Genomic DNA, 24,867 nt, shown 5'->3' on the forward strand with positions numbered 1-24,867 from the left:
TGCTGATCGGTTTAGAGGGGCCAGTCGGCGGCGTCCACGGTGTGCAGGCCAACGGGCTGGTCCGAATGCCCGCCCCACCGGTCCACAAACGTGCCTGCGGGATCGTACTGTTGCGCCTGCTTTTCCAGGTTGAACTGCCGCAGGCCCCTCGGGTCGGCACCCACGCCGGCCAGGTACTGCCAGTTGCCGTAGTTGCTTGCTACATCATAGTCGATCAATTGCTCTTCAAACCATGCGGCGCCATAGCGCCAGTCCAGGCCGAGCTCATTCACAAAACAGCTGGCCACCAGTTGGCGGGCGCGGTTGCTCATGTAACCGGTTTCCCGAAGCTGATTCATGGCAGCGTTCACGAGGGGGTATTCGGTGTTGCCCTGGCACCAGGCTTTGAAACGATGGCCGTAGAAGGTGCCGTGGCGGTGTTTTCGCTGCACGCCGTCCCGGCGGAACAGGTTGGCGCCGTGCCGTAGCGCGTACCAATAGAAATATTCGCGCCACAGCAGCTCGAACCAGAGCCAGTAGGTGGACTCGTTTTTCGTCTCCCTGGCCTCGTACTCTGTGATGGTTTCCGCCACCTCCCGCACCGACAGGCAGCCGTTGGCCAGCCAGGGCGAGAACTTGGAGGACGCATCCCAGGTGTCCAGCGCGTTGCGGGTTTCCTTGTAGCGATCGATGCAGTGGCTCTCGAAGGTGAACTGCTGCAACCGCTCCAGGCCAGCGGCCTCCCCGCCCATGAACTGCAGGGGGTGCACCGGTTCGGCGATGGCCGGGCAGTCGCCCCGGTTGTCTTCCGGAAAGCCCGGTGGCGGGGGCAGGGCCGTGAGGGTCCGGATTCTCAGCCGTTCGGAGCAGCGTTCGCCGGTTTTGTCTACTTGCTTGCGGAACTGGGAAAAGGTGTCCGGCAGATCCTGCAGGGTCATGGGCAGGGAGCCCTCGGTAAACAGGCTCAGGGTTTCGAATTGCTGGAACAGGGTCTGTGGCAGTTTGTCCTTGATCGCGCGCCACTGGCCAGCTTCCCGGGTGCCCGGCAACCGCGACCGGACAACCCGGGCAATACGGTGGGCATGCACCAGCTCGGGGACCACGGCTTCCGGCTCGCCATAGGCAATATGCAGGCGCTGGCCAAGCGTCCGCAGGGTTCGCTCCAGCGTCATCAGGCTCTGCCAGAGGAAGCGCCAGCGATGATCGCCCATGGCTTTGCTTTGCAGTGGCCCCGGTGCGAACCAGCGGGGATCAACAACGTAGACACATAAAAGCACGTCGGACTTCGAGGCCGCCAGCAACGCGGCGTTGTCGTGCAGGCGAAGATCCCGGGTAAACCAGTAAAGCGTATGCAAGGTTGATGCTCCTTGGCCTTTTGATTCAACCCTTTAGATACGTACCAGATTCGGAAAAGTTTTTGGGGGCGCAACAATGATATGTGATGTGCGTGGGAACTTCGCAGGTAGGTGGTGATCTTTCGAGGATTTTGATGAGACTGGCCGTGGATCTCTTGCACCAACGCTGCCCTTGCGGGGCAGCATGGTGCAGGGTTCGAGGATCGAGAGAAGTTCTACAGCTCCTGAGCCGTCGGCCGCAGGATGATTTCATTGATATCGACATCCGCCGGCTGCTCGATGGCATAGACAACTGCCCGGGCCACGGCATCGGAATCAATGGCGACTTCGTAGAGCTCATCCGCCGCCTTTTTCGCGTCGGGATCGGTGATGGTGCTGGTGAGCTCGGTGGCGACGGCACCCGGCGAGATGTTGGTGCTGCGGATCTCGTCGCCGCCTTCCATACGAACGCCTTCGGACAGCGCCTTCACCGCATATTTGGTGGCGCAGTAGACGGCGGCACCGGGGAAGACCTTGTGCCCGGCGACCGACGACAGGTTGAGGATGTGCCCGCTGTGCTGTTCCCGCATGGTCGGCAGTACAGCGGCGATACCATACATCACGCCCTTGATGTTGACGTCTACCATCTGTTCCCACTCATCAACCTTGAGGGCGTCCAGCGGTGCCAGGGGCATCAGCCCGGCGTTGTTGACCAGCACATCGATCCTGCCAAACGCCTCTTTTGCCGCAGCGGCCAGAGACTCAACCTGATTGCGGTCGGTCACGTCGGTGACCTGCCAGATGGCTTCGGCGCCCCGGGATTTGAGATCTTCCGTCAGGTCTTTCAGGCGGTCCTCCCGGCGTGCTGCGAGTACCAGCTTGGCGCCCCGGTCTGCCAGGCGGCGGGCCGTGGCTTCACCGAGACCACTGCTGGCGCCGGTAATAATCACTACTTTGCTGTTGATCGGGTCATTGGTGTTGCTCATGGTTTGTCTCCTTTGGGAATGAAAGCGCTGTTCAGGCGCTTTTTTCGAGTTCTATCAGTGTCGGGTAGTCGGTGTAACCGTGTTCATCACCGCCATAGAAGGTGCTGTCGTCCCAGTCGTTCAGGGGCGCGTTCTGGCGGAAGCGCTCCGGCAGATCCGGGTTGGCGATAAACGGGCGGCCGAAGGTGACCAGATCGCACCGGCCTTCGTCGATACGCTTTCGGGCCTCGTCGGCGGTGTAGGCGCCATTGGCAATGTAGGTGCCCTTGAAGCCGGCGCGGATCGCGTCGATGACTTCTTCCGGGCGGCCGTTCGCGTGATTGCCCTGGAAGGAGTCTTCCACCACTTCGATGTAGGCAATGCCCAGGTCGTTCAGGTGCCGGGCGAAGGTACCGAAGGTTTCGGCCGGGTTGTCGTCGTCCATGGCATTGAAACTACCCGTGGGGCTGACGCGGACGCCGACCTTGTCCTTGCCCCAGACGTCGATAACCGCTTCGACGACCATCAATGGCAGGCGCAGACGGTTTTCCACCGAGCCACCGTATTCGTCAGTGCGATGGTTACTGCCGCTCTTGATGAACTGGTCCAGCAGATAGCCGTTGGCCGCATGGACTTCAACGCCGTCAAAGCCGGCTTCTTTTGCGTTCAGCGCACCCTGGCGGTACTGCTCGACGATGTCGGTCATTTCCGCGGTTTCCAGGGCCCGGGGCTCCGGGATATCCACCATGCCGGAGTCGGCACTGATGAAGGTCTTGGCACCTTCGGGCTTGATGGCAGAAGGCGCAACGGGCTTTTCACCGTTCGGTTGCAGGTCCGGATGGGAAATCCGGCCCACGTGCCACAGTTGCATGTGAATTCGGCCGCCGGCCATGTGCACCGCCCCGGTTACTTTCTTCCAGCCTTCAATCTGTTCCTGCGAATGAATGCCGGGGGTAAAGGCATAGCCCTTGCCTTGCGGCGAAACCTGGGTGGCTTCACTGAGAATCAGGCCAGCGCTGGCCCGCTGCTGATAGTAGCGGGCGTTCATGTCGTTGGGGATATCCCCGGGCTGGCTTGAGCGGGAACGTGTCAGTGGTGACATCAGAATCCGGTTGGGCAGGGCCAGTTCGCCCAGATGGTGCGGTTGAAAAAGTGGATCGTTCTGGTTGCTCATCGGGCATCCTCCTTCAGGATCAAATGATATTAATTAGACCAGTCTACTAGTCGGCAATCGAAAAAAATTTCAGCCGATGTTCAGGCAGTGTTTGAAAAAGACTCGCACGAACCTCTCCATGGGTTCGGTGGACTTGAGGACCTTCGAACGCAGGATGGCGCCTTCCCAGCCGGACAGAAGAAAACTGGCGGCGTCTGCCGCGTCGATGTCGGCGCTGATGTCTCCGGCCTGCTGGGCAGCACGGATGCAATGCTCAAAGCGTCTTTCCCAGCTGGCGAAGACCGAGTCCAGCCTCTGCCGGAAGGCTTCGTTCTGTCCCGCCAGTTCCTGGCCCAGGTTGCCGATCAGACAGCCCCGGGTGTACTCGCAGCTGGTTATGGTTTCAAAGCCGGTGTCGAAGTAGGCGCGCAGCCGGTCGACGCAGGAGCGGCTGGTGTCATTGAGAATCCGATCCAGTTTGGCGTCGTATTCCTCCGCGAAGGTATCAATGACCGCCAGGCCGAAATCATTCTTGCTGCTAAAGTAGTGGTAGAACGACCCCTTGGGTACGCCAGCTGCGGTCAGCACGGCGTTGATGCCTGTCGCACCAAAGCCTTTATGGCCGATCAGGTCGGCGCCGGTGTGAATAATGTGAGTGCGGGTGTCGGTTGACGTCATATTTGCTATATTAGACCAGTCGTCTAGTAATCGTCAAACCGTCAATCTGTCAATTCATCATACAAAGGGAATCAGCAATGCCCGAGATTCCTGACAGAACCAGAGGAGCATGCCAGTGATCAAATCCCGTGCCGCGGTGGCCTTTGAAGCCAACAAGCCGCTTGAGATCGTTGAAGTGGATGTCGCCCCGCCGCAAAAAGGTGAAGTGCTGGTGCGCATCGTTGCCACCGGCGTCTGCCATACTGATGCCTACACCCTCTCCGGTGCCGACCCGGAGGGCCTGTTCCCGACCATCCTCGGCCATGAGGGCGGCGGCATTGTCGAAGCCGTGGGCCCGGGCGTGAAGAATCTGGAAGTGGGCGACCACGTGATTCCGCTCTACACCGCCGAGTGCGGGGAGTGTAAGTTCTGTACCTCCGGCAAGACCAACCTGTGCGGCGCGGTTCGGGCTACCCAGGGCAAGGGCGTGATGCCGGACGGCACCTCCCGCTTCTCCTACCAGGGCAAGCCGCTGTACCACTACATGGGTTGCTCCACCTTCTCCGAGTACACCGTGTTGCCCGAGATCTCCCTGGCCAAGATCCCCAAGGAAGCGCCCCTTGAGAAGGTGTGTCTGCTCGGTTGCGGCGTGACCACCGGCATCGGTGCGGTGATGAACACGGCCAAGGTGGAAGAGGGCGCAACCGTCGCGATCTTTGGTCTGGGCGGAATCGGTCTGGCGGCGATCATTGGCGCCACCATGGCCAAGGCTGGCCGGATCATCGCCATTGATATCAACCCCAGCAAATTCGACATCGCCAAACAGCTGGGCGCCACCGACGTGGTCAACCCGAACGACTACGACAAGCCGATCCAGGAAGTGATCATCGAGATGACCGACGGCGGCGTGGACTACTCCTTCGAGTGCATCGGCAACGTGAAAGTTATGCGCGCGGCCCTGGAGTGCTGCCACAAGGGCTGGGGCGAGTCCATCATCATTGGCGTGGCCGGTGCCGGCGAAGAGATCAGTACCCGCCCCTTCCAGCTGGTGACCGGCCGGGTGTGGAAAGGCTCAGCGTTCGGTGGCGTGAAAGGCCGTACCGAGCTGCCGGGCTATGTGGAAAAGGCCGAGAAAGGCGAGATACCACTGGACGTGTTCATTACCCATGAGATGCCTCTGGAAGACATCAACAAGGCGTTTGATCTGATGCATGAGGGCAAGAGTATCCGGTCGGTTATTCATTTCTGATGGCCAGAGGGGCCCGGAACCAGGGCCCCTACCTATCCGTCAACTTAAGCTCAATCCGCCGGTTCTTCCGTAAGGCCTCGGGCGAGTTGCCCTCCGCCACCGGGAAGAATTCGCCAAAGCCTGCCGCGACCATGCGTCGCTCCGGCACGCCCTGGGCGGCGAGATAGCGGACCACGGCCACAGCGCGGGCCGTGGAAAGCTCCCAGTTGGAGGGGAACCGGGGAGTGTTGATGGGAATTTTGTCGGTGTGGCCGTCCACCCGCAGAATCCAGTCCACGTCGTCAGGAATCCGGTCGGCCACATCGAGGAGGATGCCAGCCAGTTTGTCCAGCTCGCGCCGGCCTGCCTCGCCCAGATCCGCCGAGCCGGATGCAAACAGCAGCTCCGAGGGCAGCAGGAAGCGGTCGCCGACGATCCGAACGTTCTCGTTGCCTGCGAGGATATCCCGCAGGCGTGCAAAGAATTCGGACTGGTATTTTTCCAGCTGGTTGACCCTTTCGGCCAGCAGCGTGTTCAGGCGCCGGCTCACTTGCTCCAGTTCCTGTTCTTTCTCGGCCGTCATCTGCTCCTGCAGCTTGAGCGCAGAGGCAATCTGGCGCAGCTGTTCGCGCAGTGAGGCGATCTGGTTCGACAGCCTCAGTATCATCGCCTGCTGGCTGGCCGACACTTCGTCCTGCTCATCCATGGACTCTTCCAGGCTGGCGATGCGCTCGGTTTGGGCATCGGCCATGGCGGTCTGGCGCATCAACTGTTCGCGGGTGGATTCCAGCTGATTCACCAGGCTGCTGTTGCGCTCCTGCAGGCTGGTTAGCTGGTCCTCAAGCGCCTCGCTCCGGTTTTCCTCCAGCCCCAGCAGCTCGGAAAGCTCATCCAGCTGGGCGTTCAGCCGTGCCAGCTGGGTGTCCCGGTCGGACAGGGTCTGGGACAGGTACAGCTGGCTCACCACGTACACCAGCAGCATGAAGATCACCAGCATCAGCAGGGCCGAAAGGGCATCCACATACCCGGGCCAGACGTTGGTGGTGCTGCGGGAGCGGCGGCGGGATCCGATCATGACAGGTCTTTCTCTGTGTCGACGCGGTCAACCAGGTTGGTGACGCCGGTCAGCCACTCCTCCAGGCCGTCGTAGAACCGGTTCTGGGCATGCCCGGCCTGGATGTCCAGAAAACCCAGGATCAGTGATCCGCCCAGGCCCAGCAGAGAGGAACTGAAGGCCGTGCCCATGCCCTGCAGAGGGGTCAGCAACCCTTGCTGGAGTTCGGCGAACACCTTGCCGAAATCTTCCTGGCTCATGTCCAGGCCGGTAATCACCTGGCCTACGGAGTTGATGGTGCCCAGTAATCCCCAGAAGGTGCCCAGCAGGCCCAGGAACACCAGCAGACTGATGAAATAGCGGGTGATCTCCCGTTGCTCGTCCATGCGCGAGTGAATGCCGTCGAGCACCGTGCGCAGTGAAAGAGTGGAGAGCGTGAAGCGGTCGCGCTTGGCGTCTTCGCCCAGCTGGCGGGCCAGGGGTTTGAGCAGTCGGGGCTCCTGAACCACCGACAGCCCGGCGTGGCCGGTTCGGAACTGGGCAATCCACTTGAGTTCGGGAAACAATACAAACACCTGCCGGTACGTCAGGGCGATTCCCACGATCAGCACGCACACGATCAGCAGGTTGAACACCCAGTTGGCCATGAAGGCCTCAATCAACGGCTTGTGAATCAGCGCGCCGACAACCACGACGACGCCCAGAAACAGTGTCATCCAGAACAGGGTATGTTTGGGGTTGCTCATGCCTGTGGCCCGTTTTTTTGAGAGGTTCCTCAAAACGTTAGCACAGATACCACGGGGCGTCGGGGCAGTAACGGAAGTTTAATTGCAGAACGTGGGGGGGCTGGTTTGCAGGATGCAAAACTGAGGGAGGGACAGACCGATGTGTCGGCCTGTCCCTGGTTGCGGGCAGTCTCAGGCCGGCATCAGGCGCCTTGGAGGGCCTGAACGACGGCTTTCGCTGTGCCCTCGGATGAGGCCGGGTTCTGCCCGGTAATCAGCTTGCCGTCCACCACAATGTGCGGTGCCCAGTCATCGCCCCGGGTATAGGTGGCGGTGTTCTGCTTGAGCATGTCTTCCAGCAGGAACGGCACCACCTTGCTTAGGCCAACGGCTTCTTCCTCGCTGTTGCTGAAGCCGGTCACTTCGCGGCCACCCACGATGTTCTGGCCCGGCTTCACTTCCACGTTCTTGAACACGGCCGGCGCGTGGCACACGGCACCGATGACCTTGTCCTGCTCGTAGGCGGTCTTGATCAGGGCAATGGACTTCTGGTCGTTCGCCAGGTCCCAGAGCGGGCCGTGGCCGCCGGGGTAAAAGATGGCGTCGAAATCGTTCATGTCCACGTCCGCCAGTTTTTTGGTGCTGGCGAGGGATTCTTTGGCGTGGGCGTCTTCCTGGAAGCGGCGAGTGGATTCGGTCAGCGCGTCGTCCGCCTCGCTGTTCGGGTCCACCGGTGGTTGACCACCCTTCGGGCTCGCGATGGTGATGTCGGCACCCGCGTCCTTGAACACGTAATACGGAGATGTGAATTCCTCAAGCCAGAAGCCGGTCTTGTGGCCGGTATCGCCCATCTGGTCGTGGGATGTGAGAACCATCAGAATCTTCATGTGTTCCGTCCTCTTGGCTAAACAGTGGATGACTTGCAAGGCTCTTGATGTGAAAAACCTTGTGTCGCCGGTGACTGAATTCAACCGTGGTTACGTAAATCCGGGAGCGACGGATCTTGAAGCGGCTATACTTGAGGCGTCGGGTCGGTCTTGCTAACAATACATCAAGAACTCGAACAAGGATGGCGTGCATGCGAGTGTTAATGGGTGCCCTGATCTTTGCTCTGGGCCTGCCGGGATGGGCCCAGCAGGGTACGGAAACAGTGGAGGCGCTGACGGTCACCGTGGGTGCCAACCATGCCCCTCCTTACCGGATCCTGGAAGGCGGCAAGGCTACCGGTCTGTACATTGATATTTTCGAGGAAATTGCCGATCGCCTGGGCTGGGACGTGAACTACCGGGAGGCGCCGTTCCGTCGTGTCCTTCGGATGGTCCAGCAGGGCCAGGTGGATATCATGCTGGGCCCGCTGGAAACCGAGGACCGGACCCGCATGATGGAGTTTGTGGCGCCGGCCTTCCCGCCCGAGAGAAGACTGTTCTTCTATATGGATGAGCGTCACCGTATCGATGGCTACTCCGATCTCTATGGCCGGGCGATCGGCGTGCTGGAAGGCGCTTCCTATTTTCCGCGTTTTGACGACGATCCGGAGCTGCTCAAGGAGTCGGCGCCCCGCTACGAAAACCTCATGCTCATGATGCAGAAGGGCCGGGTGGACGTGGTGATTGCGCCCGAACTCGTGGGTCTGTACACCGTCCAGAAGCTGGGCATGGATGTGAGCGTCTCGCCTTTCTTCGTACCGGGCGAGCGTTCCTACATCGCGGTGAGCAAGACCTCACCGGCCCTCCGTTATGCAGACGATATCCGGGCTGCTCTGAAACTCATCGAAATGGAAGGCATCCACGAAGACCTGGTGCTGAAATACCTGGAAAACCCGATCAAATGACTCCGGAACAAACAGATCTCTGGTTCCTGCCGTTAGGGGGTACCGGCGAAATTGGCATGAATCTCAATCTGTATGGCCACGACGGAGCCTGGCTGATGGTGGACTGCGGCGTCACCTTTCCCAAACCGGGTCGCGTCTCGGCGGATGGCACCGTCCACCACCGGGGTGAGCCGTCCGTACAGATGGCCGATCCGGCGTTCATCGCGGATCGCCGCGACCGCCTGGCGGGACTGATCATCACGCACGGCCATGAAGATCATGTGGGTGCGGTGCCCTACCTCTGGCCGCTGTTGCAATGTCCCATTTACACCAGCCGATTCACGGCCGAGATTCTCAAACGCAAACTGGCGGAATTCGATCTGCTGCACCGGGTGCCCATCATCGAAGTGGACACCGGCGAGTGCCGCCAGATCGGCCCTTTCAATGTGCAGTGGCTGGCCCTGACCCACTCCATTCCCGATCCCAATGCCCTGATGATTCGCACCGGGCAGGGGAACATCTTCCACAGCGGCGACTGGAAACTCGACGACGAGCCCCTGGTGGGCCACGGATATTCTCCGGACACCTTCACGGCGCTGGCCCGCGAGGGTGTGGCCGCCATGGTGTGTGATTCCACCAATGCCACGGTTCCGGGCCACTCGGTCTCCGAGGCGACCTTGCAACGGGGCCTGCTGGAGGCGGTCGCCGGGGCGGAGGGCCGCGTGGTGGTCACCTGCTTTGGCAGCAACATTGCCCGGTTGCACACGCTCGCGCGGATTGCCCGGCAGACCGGGCGGTACATGGGGCTGCTCGGCCGATCGCTGGTCAACATGACCAACGCGGCCCGGGCGGCGGGACTCTGGGACAGTTCGGACCAGCTGATCCAGCCCTCGCACCTGGGCTATCTGCCCCGACATGAGGTGCTGGCCGTCGCCACAGGCAGCCAGGGTGAGCCGAGAACCGCCCTGCGTCGGCTGGCCGCAGGCAATCATCCGGATTTTGAGCTGGAGGCGGGCGACACCGTCATCTTCAGCGCCCGGGCCATTCCCGGTAACGAGGAATCGATCGAGGCCCTGATCAGCAACCTGAATGCCCTGGGTGTGAAGGTCGTTACCGCGGAAGAGGCCGATTGGCCGATTCATGCATCCGGTCACCCCGCGCAGGCGGAACTGGCGTTAATGTACCAGTGGATTGAGCCGCGCATTGCCATTCCGGTTCATGGTGAAGCCGAGCACATGGAGGCCCACGCGGACATTGCCCGGTCCCAGGGTGTGCCCCGGGCCATGGTCGGTCGCAACGGCGACCTGTTCATGATCCGCCCGGTGCCGGGTATCCGGCGGCAGGTCGTCGAGACTGGCCGGCTCGGCTGGCAAAAAGAAGAACTGATACGAGTTGACTAGCCCGGAGTATCAAAAGGACAGCACTTGCGGAAGGAGTCCGAAGGCATGGCACAGCGAAAAGCGAATCGATCTGATCTGGTTTGCCGGATGGCACTGGCGTTAGCGCAGGCCCCCACGGAAAAGCTGGGCCAAGCGTTCGATCAGGTTATTGGCGAGATCACCAGGGACTTCCTTGCTGATCGAGGTTTTCTGCTGGTGCTGGACGATGCCACCCAGACGGTGTCGGTCACCCATGAAGTCTGCGGCGAGGGCATTGCCTCCCTTGGCGACAGCGTCCGCAACCGCCCCTGGGACGAATTTGCGCCGCTGTGGCAGGCCCTCGAATCCCATAGCATTGTCTCCACCGACACGCCCGATGGGTTCGTCAGTAGCCCGGGAGACAGCCGAGGCGAGGATTCCGTAGCGTCGAATACGCTGGTACGAGTGGCTATCGCCCTGGAAGGCAAACTGGCCGCGGTTCTGGGCCTGGATTACCTGGATGCCGGCCAGCAAGTACCCGGGAAGCGAGATCACGCCATACTCGGACCGCTGGCGGCAGTGCTCGGCGCCTCCCTTCACCGGCAGATCCTGGCGCACAGGAATGAGCGCTTCGAGCACAGTCTGTACCGATACTCCGGCCAGTTCCCCGGGGTGATCTTCCAGTTCCGCATGTACCCGGATGGCCGGGTGTGTTTCCCCTTCATCAGCCGCAAGGTGGAGGACATGTTCGGCCTGTCGGTGGAAGCCCTGCGTCCGGATGCCCGGGCCTTGCTGGAATTGATCGCCGCCGACGACAAGGCGGACTTCTTCGCGCAGGTGCAGCACTCCCGTCGGGACATGAGCCCGTTCGAGACGGATTTCCGCGCCATCAAGAAGGACGGCAGCGTGGCCTGGATCGAGGCCCGCTCCGTTCCGGCGATGCTGGCGGATCAGAGCATCGTCTGGCATGGCTATTTCTACGACGTAACCGACCGCAAACGCTCGGAAACCGAGATCGAGCAGCTGGCCTTCTACGATCCCTTGACGAACCTGCCCAACCGCCGGCTGCTGCGGGACCGGCTGGCCCAGGCGCTCTCGGGCAGCAACCGGGACAGCGAGCATGGCGCGCTGGTGTTCATAGATCTGGACAATTTCAAGGACATCAACGACACCGCCGGGCACCAGGTGGGCGACGGGCTGCTGGTGCAGGTGGCCCGGCGCCTGGAAGGCGTGGTACGGGAGTGGGATACCGTTGCCCGCCTGGGCGGCGACGAGTTCGTGCTCATCCTGAAGGGTTTTTCCGAAGACCCGGCAGACGCGGCCACCAAAGTGGAGAAGGTCTGCGAGAAGGTCCGGGACGTACTCAGCCAACCTTACCGGCTTGATGGATGCGATTACACCGGCTCAGCCAGCATGGGGGTGACGCTGTTCTTCAACCACGACACCTCCCTGGAAGAGTTGCTGAGCCAGGCGGATATGGCCATGTTCCGGGCCAAGGCGGATGGCCGGGACCGTATCCGCTTCTACGATGGCATGATGCAGAAAAAGGTGGCGGAGCGACTGGCCATGGAGTCGGATCTTCGCAGCGCCATCCGGAAAAACCAGCTGGAGGTGTATTATCAGATACTGGTTGATCAGAAAGGTGTACCCGAGGGTGCCGAAGCGCTGCTTCGCTGGACGCGGCCCGGCAAGGGTCCGGTGTCTCCGGCCGAATTCATTCCGCTGGCTGAGGAAACCGGCCTGATCGAACAGATTGGTTACTGGGTAATGGCGGAGGTGATGGCCCAGGTTGCCCGCTGGCAGGCTCTCGGAGAGCCCTTCGCCTGTATGCAGGTGTCCATCAATGTCAGCGCCCGGCAGTTTCATCTTCCTTCCTTCTGCACAACGGTGATGGGGCTGCTCCGTAAAACCGGTGCATCACCGCGCAGGTTGAAAATCGAGATCACCGAGAGCGCACTGGCCTACGACCTCGAGTTGGTGGAGCAGACGCTGAGAACGCTCCGGAGCATGGGGCTGCGCATATCCCTGGACGATTTTGGTACCGGCTATTCCTCGCTGGGCTATCTCAAACGCCTGTCGCTGGACGAGCTCAAAATAGACCAGGGGTTTGTCCGGGACATCCTGGACGATCCCAACGATGCCGCCATCGCCGAAACCATCCTCGCCCTCGCTTCCGCCCTGAAACTGTCTGCGGTTGCCGAGGGCGTCGAGAGCCGGGGGCAACTCGAGCGACTGGTCGCCATGGGGTGCCGACACTTCCAGGGGTATTTTTTCGGTCGACCGGTGCCGGCCCAGGAGTTCGAGCAGCAGGTAACAAAAGCGGCGTCAGCGCGACAGAAAAAGTCTTGGTAGTTCGCATCCTACCTGTATACACTCGCCAACAGACAGCGTTCGTTTCAACCAACAATGAGGCAGCTTCTGAATGGCGATCTGGACCCGAACCCCGAACCTGGAGCAACTGGCAAAAGCCAGCGAGAACACCGCCGTCAACCACCTGGGCATCGAGTATCTTGAGATTGGCGACGACTTCGTGAAGGGCCGCATGCCGGTGGATGAGCGAACGGTGCAACCCTTTGGCATCCTGCACGGTGGCGCCTCGGTGTTGCTCGCTGAAACCCTGGGCAGTATGGCCGCTAACTGCTGCCTGAAAGATCCCGAGACCGTGGCCGTGGGCCTGGATATCAACGCCAACCACATCCGGCCGGTGACGAAAGGCTGGGTGTACGGCACCGCCAGGCCCATCCACATTGGCAGTGCCACCCAGGTCTGGGAAATCCTGCTGGAAAACGAAGCCGGCAAGACCACCTGCATTTCCCGCCTCACCATGGCGGTCACCAAGCGACCCTGAGGCGGGAGCCTCACCGGCCCTGCAGCATGAAGGTCTCGTACTCCAGCCGGTCAAACTTTCGGGATAGCAGGGCCAGGCCTGCGAGGGCGGACACCAGAGTTGCGCCGGCGTAGCCGTAGCCGTAGAAGGCCGCCCCCAGCTCTATGGTGGTGAAGGTAAACAGGATGTTGGTGGCAAAGAACAGCACGCAGAGGCTGACGTTGATGCCCCGGGCATCCAGGTAGAACAGCACGTTCTGTATGGCCAGCAGGATGAGCTGGATGCTCACCGCCACCAGGTCGATGTAGAACAGCGGCAGATAGAGCGTAGAAATGCCGATGGCGGCGAGGAGCTGTTCGCCCCAGAGGAACAGGATGATCACCGTCAGCCCCTGAACCTTGCAGATCTCGTAAATCCCATTGCGTGCCACCAGTACCATGTCATTGCGAAACCCGCTGATCCGCGCCAGGGTGTCGCCGTCCCGAACGGCGTTGTAGAAACGGTCGTAGGCTTCCGAAAAGTCCGTTTCCATGCGCACCAGAAACACCGCCATGCCCGGAATAATGGCCAGGTAGGCGAGAAAGATGGGCAGGTCGTAGATGACCGACGCGCGCAGGGCGCCGATGATCGGCTGGGAGGTGTCCGGGTGAAACCAGAAAATGAATTTGTCCGCCCACACCGCGGCATTGAACAGCAGGCCGGTGAAGATCAGCGTGGGAAAGATCTGCCGGCGGCGGGTGAAGTCGAAGTGTATCAGTTCGTCGCCGGGGTACTGGCGGATAATGGTGTAGAAAAAACTGAAGAACAGCAGGCTGTGGCCCAGGAGCAGTCCCGCCAGCAGGCCTTCCAGGCCAAACCGGGCAAACAGCAGCGACGCCGTGATGGCGGTGGCGTAGCCCAGTGCGAAGATCACCACGATCCGGCGGTAGGACTTCATGCTGGAAAGGAAGATGGTCACCGGCCACAGGTTACAGAGCACCACGAAGTTGGCGAGCATCAGCAGTTTGTATAGGTTGCTGGTGCCGGGAAAAAGCAACAGTACCGCTGGTAGGCCCACGGCCAGCGCAAGCAACGTCGACACCCAGATGACGCCCATCAGGTTGGGCAGGATCCGCCCCCGGTTCTGCTCATAGAGCCGATCTGCCACCCAGCGGGTGAAGACATGCTGGAACAGGCCCGACAGCGTCAGCGACACCGCCATCAGATAGGTCACCGAGACCAGGAACTGCACGACATCGGATCCGGCCACCGCGAGATTGAAGCTGACGATACCGATGAGCATGACGCCCAGCACCGACAGCACCCAGGGTCCCGAGCTGATCACGCCGGCCAGACCATAGGCGCCGAGCAGTCCGGTAAAGCTGTCGCGCTTGAGGATCCGGCGCAGTTCAAAGCCAATGCCCGCCATCAGTGACGATCCTCCGTTGCCCGAAGTGCCTCGTCATAAACCTCCCGGTAGGCGCCAAACATACTCTCCAGGGTGTAGTAACGCTGCACCCGTTCCAGGCCGGCCTTCTGGGCCTGGTACCAGAGCCGTTCATCCAGCAGCAGGCGGATGGCTTCTCTGGCGGTGGCCTCGGGGTCTGCAATGGGCACCACCGAGCCGCTGCGGCCCAGGGCCTGGTCTTCCGGTGACATGCCCTCCAGCAGTTCGCGGCACGCGCCTACGTCGGTGGCCAGGCAGGGCAGGCCGGCGGCGTGGGCTTCCAGGATCACCAGCGGCAGTGCCTCGGAAATCGACGTCAGTACCATCAGGCCCAGCTTTGGCAGGATATCGTTGACGTTCTGGAACCCCAGAAACCGCACCTGCCCTTCAAGGCCCAGGCTTTCAACCAGCTCGCGGCACTCGGACACGTACACCGGGTCCTCATCCTCAGGCCCTACAATCCAGCCCTCGGCATCCGGCACCACCTCGCACACGGAGCGCATGGCCCGAATGAAGGTTTTGATGTCCTTGATCGGCACCACCCGGCCCACCAGTCCGAGGACCTTCGGGATGGCCTCTGGGCGCGCGGCCCTGGCGGCCTCGAAACGCGTGGGGTCAATACCGTTGGGAATGATCCGGGTGCGCTCCGGTTCCGCGCCGTCGGCCAGCTGGCGGTCGCGATTGCCCCGGTAGAGGGACACAATAGGGTCTGCCTGCTGATAGGTGAGTCGGCCCAGGGCCTCGAAAAACCGGATCCAGAGTCGGCGTATGTAGCCCAGCTGGTCGTTGATGTTGGCACTGACCTGGTCGCTGGGATCGCGAATCCACTCGGCCTGCGACAGGTCAATCTTGCGCTCCTTTGTGTAGATGCCATGTTCGCTCAGCGCGAAGGGAATGCTCCGCTGCTCGCTGACCATGGCTCCCAGAAGCCCGGCGTAGCCGGTGGATATGCTATGCACCATGCCGGTGTCGGGCAGTTTGCGGGCAATGTCAGCCAGCTGGAACAGCGGCGAATGCATGATCCGGATGGTCCAGAAGTAATCGACGAACGAGGGTTCGGTGCAGAATTTCTGGTAACTGTCACCAATCATTGCCCAGCTTTCTTCGCTGTACAGGAAGTCCTCGTGGCTGATGCCCTTGCGAGTACCGAGGCTTCGGAACACCTCGTGCAGAACATCCGGCGGCACCGGCGTGCCCGCCCGGAACTTGTCATGGAGCGCGCGCTGGTGGCGAAACGCCTCGGCATTGCCACGGCGGGCGGTGGGCTTGTGTGGCGCCCGGGTATCCATGAGGTAGTGGCATTCCAGGTGCTTTACGTTCTCCGGCAAGCGGTACTGCTGCTCGCCGTAGTGGGCCGGGTCGCCGCCCAGAAAAACCAGTGAGAAACTGTAGTCGGGCAATCCGGTAATGATCTGGTGAACCCAGGACGACACACCACCCCGGATGAACGGGTAGGTACCTTCCAGCAGCAGGGTAATGTCCGTCTTCATAGCCAGCCCTCGATCAGCGTCCGGAGCCTCGGGTGTGGACGATGGCGTGCCAGGCTGGCGAGAAAGTAACGAACCCGCTGGAAGTCTCGCTCCAGAAAGGCCACTTCTGCCAGGTACGGGAGAATCAGTTCCTGGGGCGCGCCTTTCTCCACCGCGAAGTCGAAGGCGCGTTTGGCGGCAATAATGTTGCCCATATCCAGCTCAATGCGTCCAAGAAGCCGCCAGTCGTTGTGCATGGAGAATCGGTCGGTCAACTCCTGCAGCAGGCGGCGGGCGCTCGTCAGGTAATAGCTTCGCAGGCTTCCCTGGGCGAGCCCGAGGTAGGCCATTTCCCACCACACCTGGGCCAGCCGACGTTTCAGTCTGGGTTCCTCGTCCACCTCAGGCGATTCCAGCTCCAGTTGCAGGCGACGGGACTGGCTGGCCAGGGCCTTTTCCTTCTGCTCCAGCATCGAGTAGGCCAGCAGCCGGACGTCATCCGCCGGGTCTTTCAGGGCTTCGCGCAGCAGTTCCACGGCATCCCGCTCCGCCATTTGCCGCGTTGCCAGCAGGGCCTTGAGGCGTTTGTCGATACTGCCCGCCTCCCGGAGGATCTGGCGCAGCCCGCCTTCACTGTATATGACCTGCTGATCCATATTGACCGGCTGAAACGGCAGCTCGGGTATGGCCAGTTTCTGCCAGGGCACGTCCCGTTCAACCCGGGGCAGATACAGGGCCATCAGAACGCCGGTGAACACGCCAAGGCTGCCGATAAACGGAATGGCAAACTGCAGGGTGAACAGGAATAGGGCCGGCCTGAGAACCCGGCCCCGATACCGTGGTGGCAGCAGGGGCAGAAGAACCAGGGTCAGCAGGCCGCAGGCCAGGGCGTGGGCGAACAGGTAGCCGGCCAAAGCCGGAGCCGCCGGCAACGCCGAGGCCAGTGCGGCTATGCCGCCGGCTTCGAGGGCCAGCGCCAGCAGGGTGAGCCAGGTGCTGGTCACGGTGTGTCCACTCCCCTGGCGGTCGTCAGCCAGGCGTTGTCACCGGGGTTGCCGCTGACCATGCCGGTGCGCACCTCGGCCTGTTCGGCGAGAGTCTGGCCGGTGTGCTCCCGGAGATCCTCGTCCAGTCGCTGCAGATAGGCTGCCTGTCCAAGTTCGTCGGTCAGCGGCAGCAGCAGGGCGAGGCCTTTACCGAGCTCTGCGGGCAGCTCGGCGATCACATCCAGCCCCCTGCGAAGCCGTTGTACCCGTTCAGCGACCCGCTCAAACGGGCCATCCTGAGCAAAGCCCAGGCGAATCAGCGACGCGGGCAGGCCGTGTTGGGCGGCATCGTGGCTGGATCGGCTCAACTGGAACAGGAAATGACGCCATTCGGCGGTGGCGGCATCCGGTTGCTGTTGCTGCTCCTGAATCATGTCGGCCATGTGTCCTGTCAGGATGGCCAGCAGCCGGAGTGTGCGGGGCTGGAAATTGAAGAACGGCATCGCCTTGATCGCGACCATGCCGATCAGGGTCTGGCGGGAATCTATTAGCGGCAGCGCCAGAAGAAGATCGGTGTCCAGATCCGACAGCTTGTCACGGTATTCGGTCTGTATGGATACCAGCTTCTTCTCTTCCACTGCGTGCAAGAGCAGCGGGTCGTCTGGCCGAACGTCGTGATAGGCGCCGATGTGGGCAATCGGGGTGTCTGCCAGTCCCGGGCCAACCACCGGATAGATGGCCGCGCTCTGCAACTGGCCGTAGCGGATCAGCATGTTCAGGAGCAGCTCACCGGTTTCCTGGGTGAGCCCGGCGCCCCGGGCGTAGGCCGTTTCCTGGTACAGCCTTCGCAATGCTTCCCGAAGACTGCCGGTGCTGCCGGCAATCTGCTGCTCGAGGCGGTCATGGGAGACCTTCAGCAGGTAGAAGTTGCGTGTGAATTCCTCGAGGCGCACCTCCCGGTAACGGTTGCTGGCCTCGAGCTTCTCGAGCCGCCGTCCCCAGAAATCCCGGAATTCACCCGCCAGCAGGCTGAAGGCCAGCACGCCGATGCACCAGACGTAGGGGAAGTCCGCAACGGGGACCAGCCCCGTCCGGTAACTCATGCCCAGGGCGCCGAGCACCAGAAGGGCGGACACCAGGGCAGTGAAAAAACCGTAGCGCAGGCCTGCCAGCACTGGTGCCAGGGCTGGCCAGGGGAAATTGCCGGTCAGGTAAAAGGGATCTTCCGGCCGGTTCCAGGCCCCAAGGCCCAGAAACAGTGCGGTGACCGCCAGCGTTTCAAGCCAGCGCAGCCATGCCGGCGCCGGCTGGCTCTGGCTATCCTCTGGCTCAAACTGGTTCGCCGGCACTTCGCTCATGGGTTTACTGTCCGCTGCCAGCGGTGAACGGTGCTGCTTCTATCAACGACTGGAGCACTTTGTGACCGGCCACACCCAGACCTTCGTGGCCCCAGCCGGTGCGGGCTGCGGTGCCCGACCAGACCACGGTACTGTCGGCCGGATCTCGGATTTCCAGGGTGATGCTCACCGCAGGTTCCCCGTCCAGGCCGTTCTTGTAACGCCACTCGTCCACCGTGCCGGCCACAATCAGGTCGGCGCCACTTTCCAGTGCCTGTGCCGTGGCCTGCTGCTGGCGTGCCCGGTTGTCATAGGCCAGCGGGTTCTCGTCCGCTGGCAGGTACAGTTCCACCTCCGACGCCCCGCGGGCCCGCAGCAGCGCGCTCAGGATGCTGGCTGCCTGGTCGCCGGCCTGGGGTGTCTGGGAGAGGTTGGTGAGGGGGATCACTGCAAACTGGCTGTCCAGTTCAATCGGCGTGGTGCCCTGCTGGCTGTGCATGACCGAGCAGCCCGAGAGCCACACCAGGGCCAGCAGCGATACCAGTGCCAGGCGGGTGCAACGACCGGTGAGTGGAAGGTTCAGAGCGAGTCGAGGGGTCATCACGGGTCTCCTTCAGCGACCGAAGTACAGAGTGTAAGTGAGGTTGAGATCCGTTCGGCTGTTGCCGTCCAGACCGTCCGAGGTGTAACCGAGCGAGAGCGCCAGATCGTCGTCACCCACCACTCGCCAGCCGACTCCGATGTCGATGCCAAAATCGGGACTTGAGGTGGATAGTACATAACCGGCGCCCAGTCCGACAAAATATCGCGGCTCCGGCGTTGTCCGGTAGAGGGCGCCGGGCTCGCCATGCTGCCATCTCGTCGTCAGGCCGATGCGCTCGTAGTTTTCGGCCAGAAAAGTGCCGGGCGACGCTCCCCCGGCAAAGGCGCCGGCGGTTCGGGCATCCAGTTCGCTGGCAAGGTCGAGGGTCTGGCGCCGATAGCCCAGCGAAACCTGCCAGGCCGGATCCTGATGAAACAGCGTATAGGTGCCGGTGGCATCAAATCCCAGGCCCTCGCCCAGAGAGCCGCCGGTATTGCTTTGATATCCGAGCTGCTCGAGCCGGCCAGTCAGTTCCAGCCGGGGAAAGGGACGGTACTGCAAGCCTGCATACAGGGCATCCCGGTTGCTCAGCCACCAGGCTTCGGCGCTGTCGTAGGCGCGTTCGGCCACGGCCACACCCGCGCTCAGGGAGAACCGGTCCCCGGGCTGGCCGGTGATCTCGGCACTGCCAGCGGTACGGGTGCCGCCATAGCCGGTGAGTTGGGCAAGGCTGAAGGTCAGCAGCGTATTGGCGCTGTTGTTCTGAACCTGAAGCCGCACATCCTGGCCGGTGTTCGGCGTGGCCCTCAGCAAACCCTGGCTCCTTGCTTTCAGGCTTTCTGCGCTGAACAGCCAGCTCAGCCGGTCGTGGCTGAACTGCCCCCGAACGCCGGTACCGTGGACCGAGAAGTTGCCAAGGTCCCGGGCCGAGAAGCCGGCCTGTAACGCCCGGTTGTTGAAGCGATAGAGAGGCCCTGAGACTTCGCCAGTCGGTGAGGGGGGCGGGTACAGAATGTCGGTGACAGAGCGTTTCCTGGGGTATTCACCCAGGGCAACCGCCTGCCGTCGCATCGCGCTGCCTTCGGCCATGGCTCCGTTCTGCTCGGCAAGGGGCGCCATCGCCAGCAGCCATTCGCCGTTATTACCGTGGGCATCCCTGCCCTGGCCCAGCCAGGCCAGGGCCCGTTTTTCATCACCCAGAGCCTGATAGCCCCAGGCCAGCAGGCCGTAAGCCTCGGGTGAGGGGTTGTTTGAGAGCCGGGCCAGCAGGTCTGGCAGTACCCCGGGCTGGCGCTCCGGATGCCCGGCAAGAAACCAGCCCCAACTGATCAACGCCTCGGTGTTCTCCGGAGCCAGTGTCGCCGCCGTCTCGAACGCGGCTGCGGCGGCATCGTCTTCATTGCGCTCCTGGTGCAGTAGCGCCTTCAGGGTCCAGTAGCGGGGATTGCTGGCGGCGCCCGGGCGCTGTTGCCAGCGCTCAAGGGTGTCTGCCAGGCCGTCCCAGTCGCCAAGCGCGAACTGATATTCCGCCATGGCCGCCAGATAGCGCGGCTCGCCGGTGGTTTCGAAGCGCCCGCGGGACAGCCGCAGGGCTTCAGGGTAGTCGTTGAACATCACCGCAAGGTTCAGCAACTGCTCCTGCTGAGCGGGCGTCAGCGACGCTACCGGCAGATTGGCGAGCCGGCGGTATTCGGCCTGCAGGAAGTCGGTTCGGCCAAGAAGCGTGGCCAGCTCAAGGCGCAGGGTCGCCGCCTCGGCCTGCAGCTCCGGGTCGTCCGTTTCCAGCGAGCGTAGCCGCTCGAATGCGCTTTCCGGGTCGCGGGTTCGCCAGTAGAGTCTGGCCAGTTCCACCTGCTCCCGGGGCGAAAGCGAGGGCGCCGATTCGATCAGGCTGATGGCCTCGGGCAGTTTGCGACGGTTGATCAGCAGGGTCAGCAGGCGCTCTCGCAGGGGTTGATCCCCCCTGTAACGGCTCATGCCCTCCCGCAGACGTGCCTCGGCCTGGTCCAGCTGGCCCAGCCGCACCAGGCTGTCGGCCAACTGCCGGTATCCGTCGGCGCCCAGTTGCCTGCGTTCACGGGCCCGGTCGAGAATCGATACCAGCGGCTCCCACAGGAAGAGCTCCCGGGCCAGCGCCGTGGCCCGGGCAAACGCCTGGTCGGAACCGCTGGTGCGGTAGACGTCGCGCCAGTAGGCCAGGGCCTCGGTGGGTTTGCCGTTCCACTCGAGAATCTGGGCCGCCAAAACGCGGTCTTCGGTGGTCAGCTGGTTGGGCTGACGCTCCATGACACGGAGGGTTACCAGTGCCCCCTTGATGTCGCCGGTGCCGAGCTGGGTACGCAGCCACCGGCGTTGAACCTCGAGATCACCGGGCTCGGCGCGGGCAAGTGCGCCAAGCCACTGACGGCTGAGATTGTCGTCGCCGGCCAGGTTCGCCAGCCGGATACCTTCCCGCAACTGTTCGGAGGTCGTGGGGCCCGAGGGGAAGCGCTGACGAAACAGGTCCAGGGCCCGGCCGGGTCGGCCGGCGGCGAGCTCCAGACGTATAAGGTTGTCGGCAAACCGGTCCTGCTGCGCGGCAGGCACCTGGCCAAGTACCGATTCTAGGGTGGCAACGGCCCGTGCCGGCTCGCCCCTGGCTTCGTACAGCTGCGCCAGCTCTTGGGCCAGGGCCACGCGGTTCCTGCCCGAGGCCTGCTCGAACAGCCGTTCCCGGATAGCCAGCTGTTGCTCGGCCGCCAGTAGTGTCAACGGGCGTTTGGCCAGCGACAGCTTACGCTCCAACGGGTAATCGGATTCGACCAGCCGTTGCAGGGCCCGCTCGAGTTCGTTGCGCACCTCTCCACGGAGCTCTTCTTTGGATGCCGCGTTGTACTGGTCAACGAGCAGTTCCAGGTAGGTCTCCATGGCTCTCGAGGGCACCCGGGCCTCATCAAGCAAGGGCGCAAGCGTCTTCCTGGCCTTGTCCAGCTGCCCGGCCTGGCGCTGCATGCGGCCGAGGTTTATGCGAAGGGGAATGTTGTCCTGGTCGGATTTCAGCAGGGTTTCCAGGTAAGCAATGGAAACCGCGTCCGGGTTTTCCAGGTAACGCAGGTCATCGAAGGCCGCCTGCCTGGGAAACAGAATGTACAGTACCAGGGACAGCAACACCCCCATCACCAACAGGGCCGGCAGACTGAAAAAGGACGGTCGACGTTGCTGCATCGGTTACCGGCACTCCAGCTCAACCTGGCCGGCTGTCGCCGATTTGGTGGTCAGGGTCACGGTTCCGGATGCGCTCTTCTGGGTCATGCCCGGGCCACCGAGTACCCGGCATTGCGCGGTGCCGGCCACGACCAGCTCCAGGGGGCGATGACCGGTAAACTGCCCGCTCAAACGCCAGGCGTTGCCTTCGCGGCGGCGTTGCCAATGGTCGACCGTGGCGTTTGCGCTCTGCAGATAAGGTCCGGCGGCCGGCGAGGGCGTCAGGTGGAGCCGGGGCTCAGGGCCAGCCAGGTGCACAAAGCGCTGCCCGGCCACGTCGTTGTAGCCCGCCACGCCGACGCTGCGCTCCAGGTCCGGATAGAGGTTGCCGGTCAGTCGCACCGTCCGGGGTATCTGCAGGCCGCGCCATGCGAAGCCGCCGTCGTCGTCAACGGTGAGGGCTGAATAGTACTGCGCCTGCACGCGGTGGGCATAATCGCTCAGGAACAGCGGCGTGACCGGTTGATCCAGGGCGTAGCGGTAGATCTCCTCAAGCGTGGATATGGCCTCGGGCTTGGTTCCGGAATAGAAATGGTAATAGATCCCCACGGGCTTGAGTCGGCCCCGGGCTTCCAGTATTTCAAACGTGTCGATCACGTTGCGGAAGCCATAGAAGGGGCCCGTCCACAGGTTGGTATAGACGTTCTCGTTCATCACGGGCGCGTAAATCTGGAGCTCGTCGCCGACAGGTCGTGCGTCGGGCCAGGTACCGGCCAGTCCCGATTCGTAGGGCATGGGATGGGTGTCGCCGCCGTTGACATTGACCAGCCCCAGTTCCCGGACCATGGCCAGGGCCTTTTCCCCAGGCCGGGCGTCACCGGTCCAGAGGAAAACGGAAACCGGCTTGTCCGGCGGTGCAAGCCTGCGGTCCACATAGGCAACGGACCCGACAATCTCGCGCTCAAGTGACGGCGTGTAGCCCGGGATGTCGAGGGCATAGCCATACAGTGTGTTTTCGGCCCTGGGCGCTTTGCCACCGTCGACGGCAGACCAGAAAAACGGATGGCTGTAGGTGTGGGAGGCAATCTCCACATTGCCCTGCCGAAACACACGCCGTGCCAGTGCCTCGGCTTCTCCACTGATGGCCGGATAGAGCCCCTCAGGGGCGGTTTCTGCCTCAATCACCGATACCGTGTGCGGAACGTTGTAGCGGGCGATTATGCGATTCAGGATCACCTCGGCACTCAATGGGCTGCCCGGCAGTTCGGCCCGTGAGACCAGGCCGTCGCCATCAATGTGAGCGGTGAGGATTCGTCGACCGGCCTCCGTGGTGCTGTCGGCTGCCGGAAAGTGATCAAGGCTCAGCGCTTCCCTCAGGAACTCGAACGGGTTGAACAGCCAGAAGGCTTCGTCATCCGGGCCAGTCTCCAGCACGAAAGGCGCGAGCGCGGCACCGCCGCCGGCAAAGGTGTAAATGGGGTGGTATTGGTGGCCATTGCTGCTGGCGGTCAGCCAGGCGGTGCCGTTGGTCATCGTGGGCAGCGGGTTCAGGGGCGCCAGAGGCAGACGACCGCCCTCGTATTTGCCGACAGACGCGTGCCGTTCACCAAAGGCGAGCGGTGGCTCAGGGACAGCCATGGTCCGGGTTGCCAGCAGGGCCTGACACGCCTGCTGCACCGGCGGCAATCCGAAGGTGACCACTGGCAGGGTTTCCGATTGGCGGTCCTGGAGCCATTGGCAGAAGCCTGGCTGGCGGGTGCCGGTTTCCCACCAGATCACCACGCCGGCGTAGCGGTCATCCAGTGGTTCTGTGGGCGGCGGCGCCTGGGCCGAGCGGTATACCGGCACCAGACCCAGGCGTTCCAGCACAATGCCGAGCCGCCGGTGGGCAGCGCTCTGGGCCATATCGGCAGGCGCCAGGTCGTGAACCACCAGAACATGCCGTTTTACGACGCCGGGACTCGCCGGCCCAAGCCGGGTCAGGTCGCCATTGGAAATGTAGGGAATGAAACCCTCGGACCGTAGCTGCCGGGCATGGTCGTCAGCCGGGGCGCCGTCCGGCAGGTAATCGATGGCAATCAGCGGCAGGCCAGGGCGACTGAGCTGGAACCGGTTGAGCTGTTCGCGAAGCCAGTCACGGTCAGCATTGGAGAGCCGGGTATATCGGTCTTTGGCGGCGTCGTAGCCGCCCCGCCAGGATTCAAAGGCCACCGCGTCCACCAGCTGATGGCTGGCTGGTGGCAAATGAAAGCCACGGTTGATCACGATGGTTGAATCCGGCCAGCGGTCGCGAATGCGCTCCAGAAGCCTGGCCTGCCCCTCGGCAAAGGCGGCTTCATCGGCTCTTCCTACCTCGGTAAGCAGGTGGCTGTCGAGGGTGTCCAGGAACAGGCCCTGAAACCCACGGGCCATGGCGGGCGCGATCAGCTGCTCAAGAATGAACTGGCGCACCTCCGGCAGTCGCAGATCCAGCACGGAGCTTTTCCAGGCGGTGTTGCGGCCCAGGATCCAGTGCTCCGGAACTGTCCTGAACAGGCGGTGGGATCGGGCAATCTCACCCACGCTGATGTAGCTGAGCGGTCGGGTGCCGCCCTGCCTGAGTAACTGGATACGGGCATCGGACGCCTGACCCTGCTGCAAAACCACCCAGTCGTAGGCATACAGGGCTCCGATGGGCGCCTCGTTGCCGTAGTAGAAGGCAACGTTGTCAGGTGCGGACGCGCGGGCCGGAACTGCGTGAAAACTGAGAAGCAGAGTGACGATCAGCAGGTGGATTCGAATCATTTACCGGGA

Annotated in this window: 19 protein-coding genes; 5 read left to right on the forward strand and 14 right to left on the reverse strand. The window is 62.4% G+C overall.

What is annotated here, in order from left to right; all coding sequences use genetic code 11:
- Positions 1 to 11: 11 nt before the first annotated feature.
- The 4 genes from ACFC20_RS01410 to ACFC20_RS01425 all read right to left on the reverse strand — a co-directional run bounded on the left by ACFC20_RS01410 (position 12) and on the right by ACFC20_RS01425 (position 4,109).
- A complete protein-coding gene (locus tag ACFC20_RS01410) occupies positions 12 to 1,334 on the reverse strand; it encodes a DASH family cryptochrome (protein WP_375183149.1) in 1,323 nt (440 codons plus the stop codon).
- A gap of 215 nt (positions 1,335 to 1,549) precedes the next feature.
- Positions 1,550 to 2,299: an SDR family oxidoreductase gene (locus ACFC20_RS01415; RefSeq protein WP_069182655.1), complete on the reverse strand. Its 750-nt coding sequence runs from the start codon at positions 2,297 to 2,299 to the stop codon at positions 1,550 to 1,552.
- A gap of 31 nt (positions 2,300 to 2,330) precedes the next feature.
- Positions 2,331 to 3,452, reverse strand: a complete 1,122-nt coding sequence (locus ACFC20_RS01420; protein ID WP_069182656.1) for an alkene reductase — start codon at positions 3,450 to 3,452, stop codon at positions 2,331 to 2,333.
- Positions 3,453 to 3,521: 69 nt separating this feature from the next.
- Entirely contained in the window at positions 3,522 to 4,109 is a 588-nt protein-coding gene (locus ACFC20_RS01425; protein ID WP_375183150.1) for a TetR family transcriptional regulator C-terminal domain-containing protein, read from the reverse strand.
- 115 nt (positions 4,110 to 4,224) lie between these two features.
- Here ACFC20_RS01425 and ACFC20_RS01430 point away from each other — a divergent pair, with 115 nt between their 5' ends.
- Positions 4,225 to 5,337 carry an S-(hydroxymethyl)glutathione dehydrogenase/class III alcohol dehydrogenase gene (locus tag ACFC20_RS01430; RefSeq protein WP_375183151.1) on the forward strand — a complete coding sequence of 371 codons (1,113 nt, stop codon included), beginning with the start codon at positions 4,225 to 4,227 and terminating at the stop codon, positions 5,335 to 5,337.
- A gap of 28 nt (positions 5,338 to 5,365) precedes the next feature.
- Here the strand turns inward: ACFC20_RS01430 and ACFC20_RS01435 are convergent, their stop codons facing one another.
- The 3 genes from ACFC20_RS01435 to ACFC20_RS01445 form a co-directional block, all read right to left on the reverse strand.
- Positions 5,366 to 6,391, reverse strand: coding sequence for a peptidoglycan -binding protein (locus ACFC20_RS01435; RefSeq protein WP_375191444.1), 1,026 nt, complete (start codon positions 6,389 to 6,391; stop codon positions 5,366 to 5,368).
- Positions 6,388 to 7,116, reverse strand: coding sequence for a MotA/TolQ/ExbB proton channel family protein (locus ACFC20_RS01440; RefSeq protein ID WP_375191445.1), 729 nt, complete (start codon positions 7,114 to 7,116; stop codon positions 6,388 to 6,390). Before ACFC20_RS01440 ends, ACFC20_RS01435 begins: the two co-directional genes overlap by 4 nt.
- A gap of 182 nt (positions 7,117 to 7,298) precedes the next feature.
- On the reverse strand, positions 7,299 to 7,982 hold the full coding sequence (locus ACFC20_RS01445) for a type 1 glutamine amidotransferase domain-containing protein (RefSeq protein ID WP_375191446.1): 684 nt from the start codon (positions 7,980 to 7,982) through the stop codon (positions 7,299 to 7,301).
- A 191-nt stretch (positions 7,983 to 8,173) separates the two neighbouring features.
- Here ACFC20_RS01445 and ACFC20_RS01450 point away from each other — a divergent pair, with 191 nt between their 5' ends.
- The 4 genes from ACFC20_RS01450 (at position 8,174) to ACFC20_RS01465 (ending at position 13,111) form a co-directional block, all read left to right on the forward strand.
- Positions 8,174 to 8,926, forward strand: a complete 753-nt coding sequence (locus ACFC20_RS01450; protein ID WP_375191447.1) for a substrate-binding periplasmic protein — start codon at positions 8,174 to 8,176, stop codon at positions 8,924 to 8,926.
- Complete coding sequence (locus tag ACFC20_RS01455) at positions 8,923 to 10,305, forward strand: ribonuclease J (protein ID WP_375191448.1); 1,383 nt, start codon at positions 8,923 to 8,925, stop codon at positions 10,303 to 10,305. Before ACFC20_RS01450 ends, ACFC20_RS01455 begins: the two co-directional genes overlap by 4 nt.
- Before the next feature lie 45 nt (positions 10,306 to 10,350).
- Complete coding sequence (locus ACFC20_RS01460; RefSeq protein ID WP_375191449.1) at positions 10,351 to 12,615, forward strand: putative bifunctional diguanylate cyclase/phosphodiesterase; 2,265 nt, start codon at positions 10,351 to 10,353, stop codon at positions 12,613 to 12,615.
- A gap of 70 nt (positions 12,616 to 12,685) precedes the next feature.
- The gene (locus ACFC20_RS01465) at positions 12,686 to 13,111 is read left to right on the forward strand and encodes a hotdog fold thioesterase (protein ID WP_375191450.1); all 426 of its coding nucleotides are present in this window, start codon (positions 12,686 to 12,688) and stop codon (positions 13,109 to 13,111) included.
- A gap of 10 nt (positions 13,112 to 13,121) precedes the next feature.
- On the opposite strand, the gene pelG is transcribed toward ACFC20_RS01465, so the two are convergent.
- The 7 genes from pelG to ACFC20_RS01500 are packed head-to-tail and all read right to left on the reverse strand — an operon-like array spanning position 13,122 to position 24,858.
- Positions 13,122 to 14,498 carry an exopolysaccharide Pel transporter PelG gene (gene pelG, locus ACFC20_RS01470; RefSeq protein ID WP_375191451.1) on the reverse strand — a complete coding sequence of 459 codons (1,377 nt, stop codon included), beginning with the start codon at positions 14,496 to 14,498 and terminating at the stop codon, positions 13,122 to 13,124.
- Entirely contained in the window at positions 14,498 to 16,006 is a 1,509-nt protein-coding gene (gene pelF, locus ACFC20_RS01475) for a GT4 family glycosyltransferase PelF (protein ID WP_375191452.1), read from the reverse strand. Before pelF ends, pelG begins: the two co-directional genes overlap by 1 nt.
- A complete protein-coding gene (locus ACFC20_RS01480) occupies positions 16,003 to 16,989 on the reverse strand; it encodes a polysaccharide biosynthesis protein (protein ID WP_375191453.1) in 987 nt (328 codons plus the stop codon). The genes pelF and ACFC20_RS01480 overlap by 4 nt, the downstream gene beginning before the upstream one ends.
- Positions 16,986 to 18,329, reverse strand: coding sequence for a PelD GGDEF domain-containing protein (locus tag ACFC20_RS01485; protein WP_375191454.1), 1,344 nt, complete (start codon positions 18,327 to 18,329; stop codon positions 16,986 to 16,988). Before ACFC20_RS01485 ends, ACFC20_RS01480 begins: the two co-directional genes overlap by 4 nt.
- 4 nt (positions 18,330 to 18,333) lie before the next feature.
- Positions 18,334 to 18,909 carry a hypothetical protein gene (locus ACFC20_RS01490; RefSeq protein WP_375191455.1) on the reverse strand — a complete coding sequence of 192 codons (576 nt, stop codon included), beginning with the start codon at positions 18,907 to 18,909 and terminating at the stop codon, positions 18,334 to 18,336.
- Positions 18,910 to 18,921: 12 nt separating this feature from the next.
- Positions 18,922 to 22,095: a tetratricopeptide repeat protein gene (locus tag ACFC20_RS01495; RefSeq protein WP_375191456.1), complete on the reverse strand. Its 3,174-nt coding sequence runs from the start codon at positions 22,093 to 22,095 to the stop codon at positions 18,922 to 18,924.
- Between the two features lie 3 nt (positions 22,096 to 22,098).
- Complete coding sequence (locus ACFC20_RS01500; protein ID WP_375183136.1) at positions 22,099 to 24,858, reverse strand: endo alpha-1,4 polygalactosaminidase; 2,760 nt, start codon at positions 24,856 to 24,858, stop codon at positions 22,099 to 22,101.
- Positions 24,859 to 24,867: the final 9 nt, after the last annotated feature.

Source organism: Marinobacter sp., from assembly GCF_041984545.1.
Lineage (GTDB): Bacteria > Pseudomonadota > Gammaproteobacteria > Pseudomonadales > Oleiphilaceae > Marinobacter.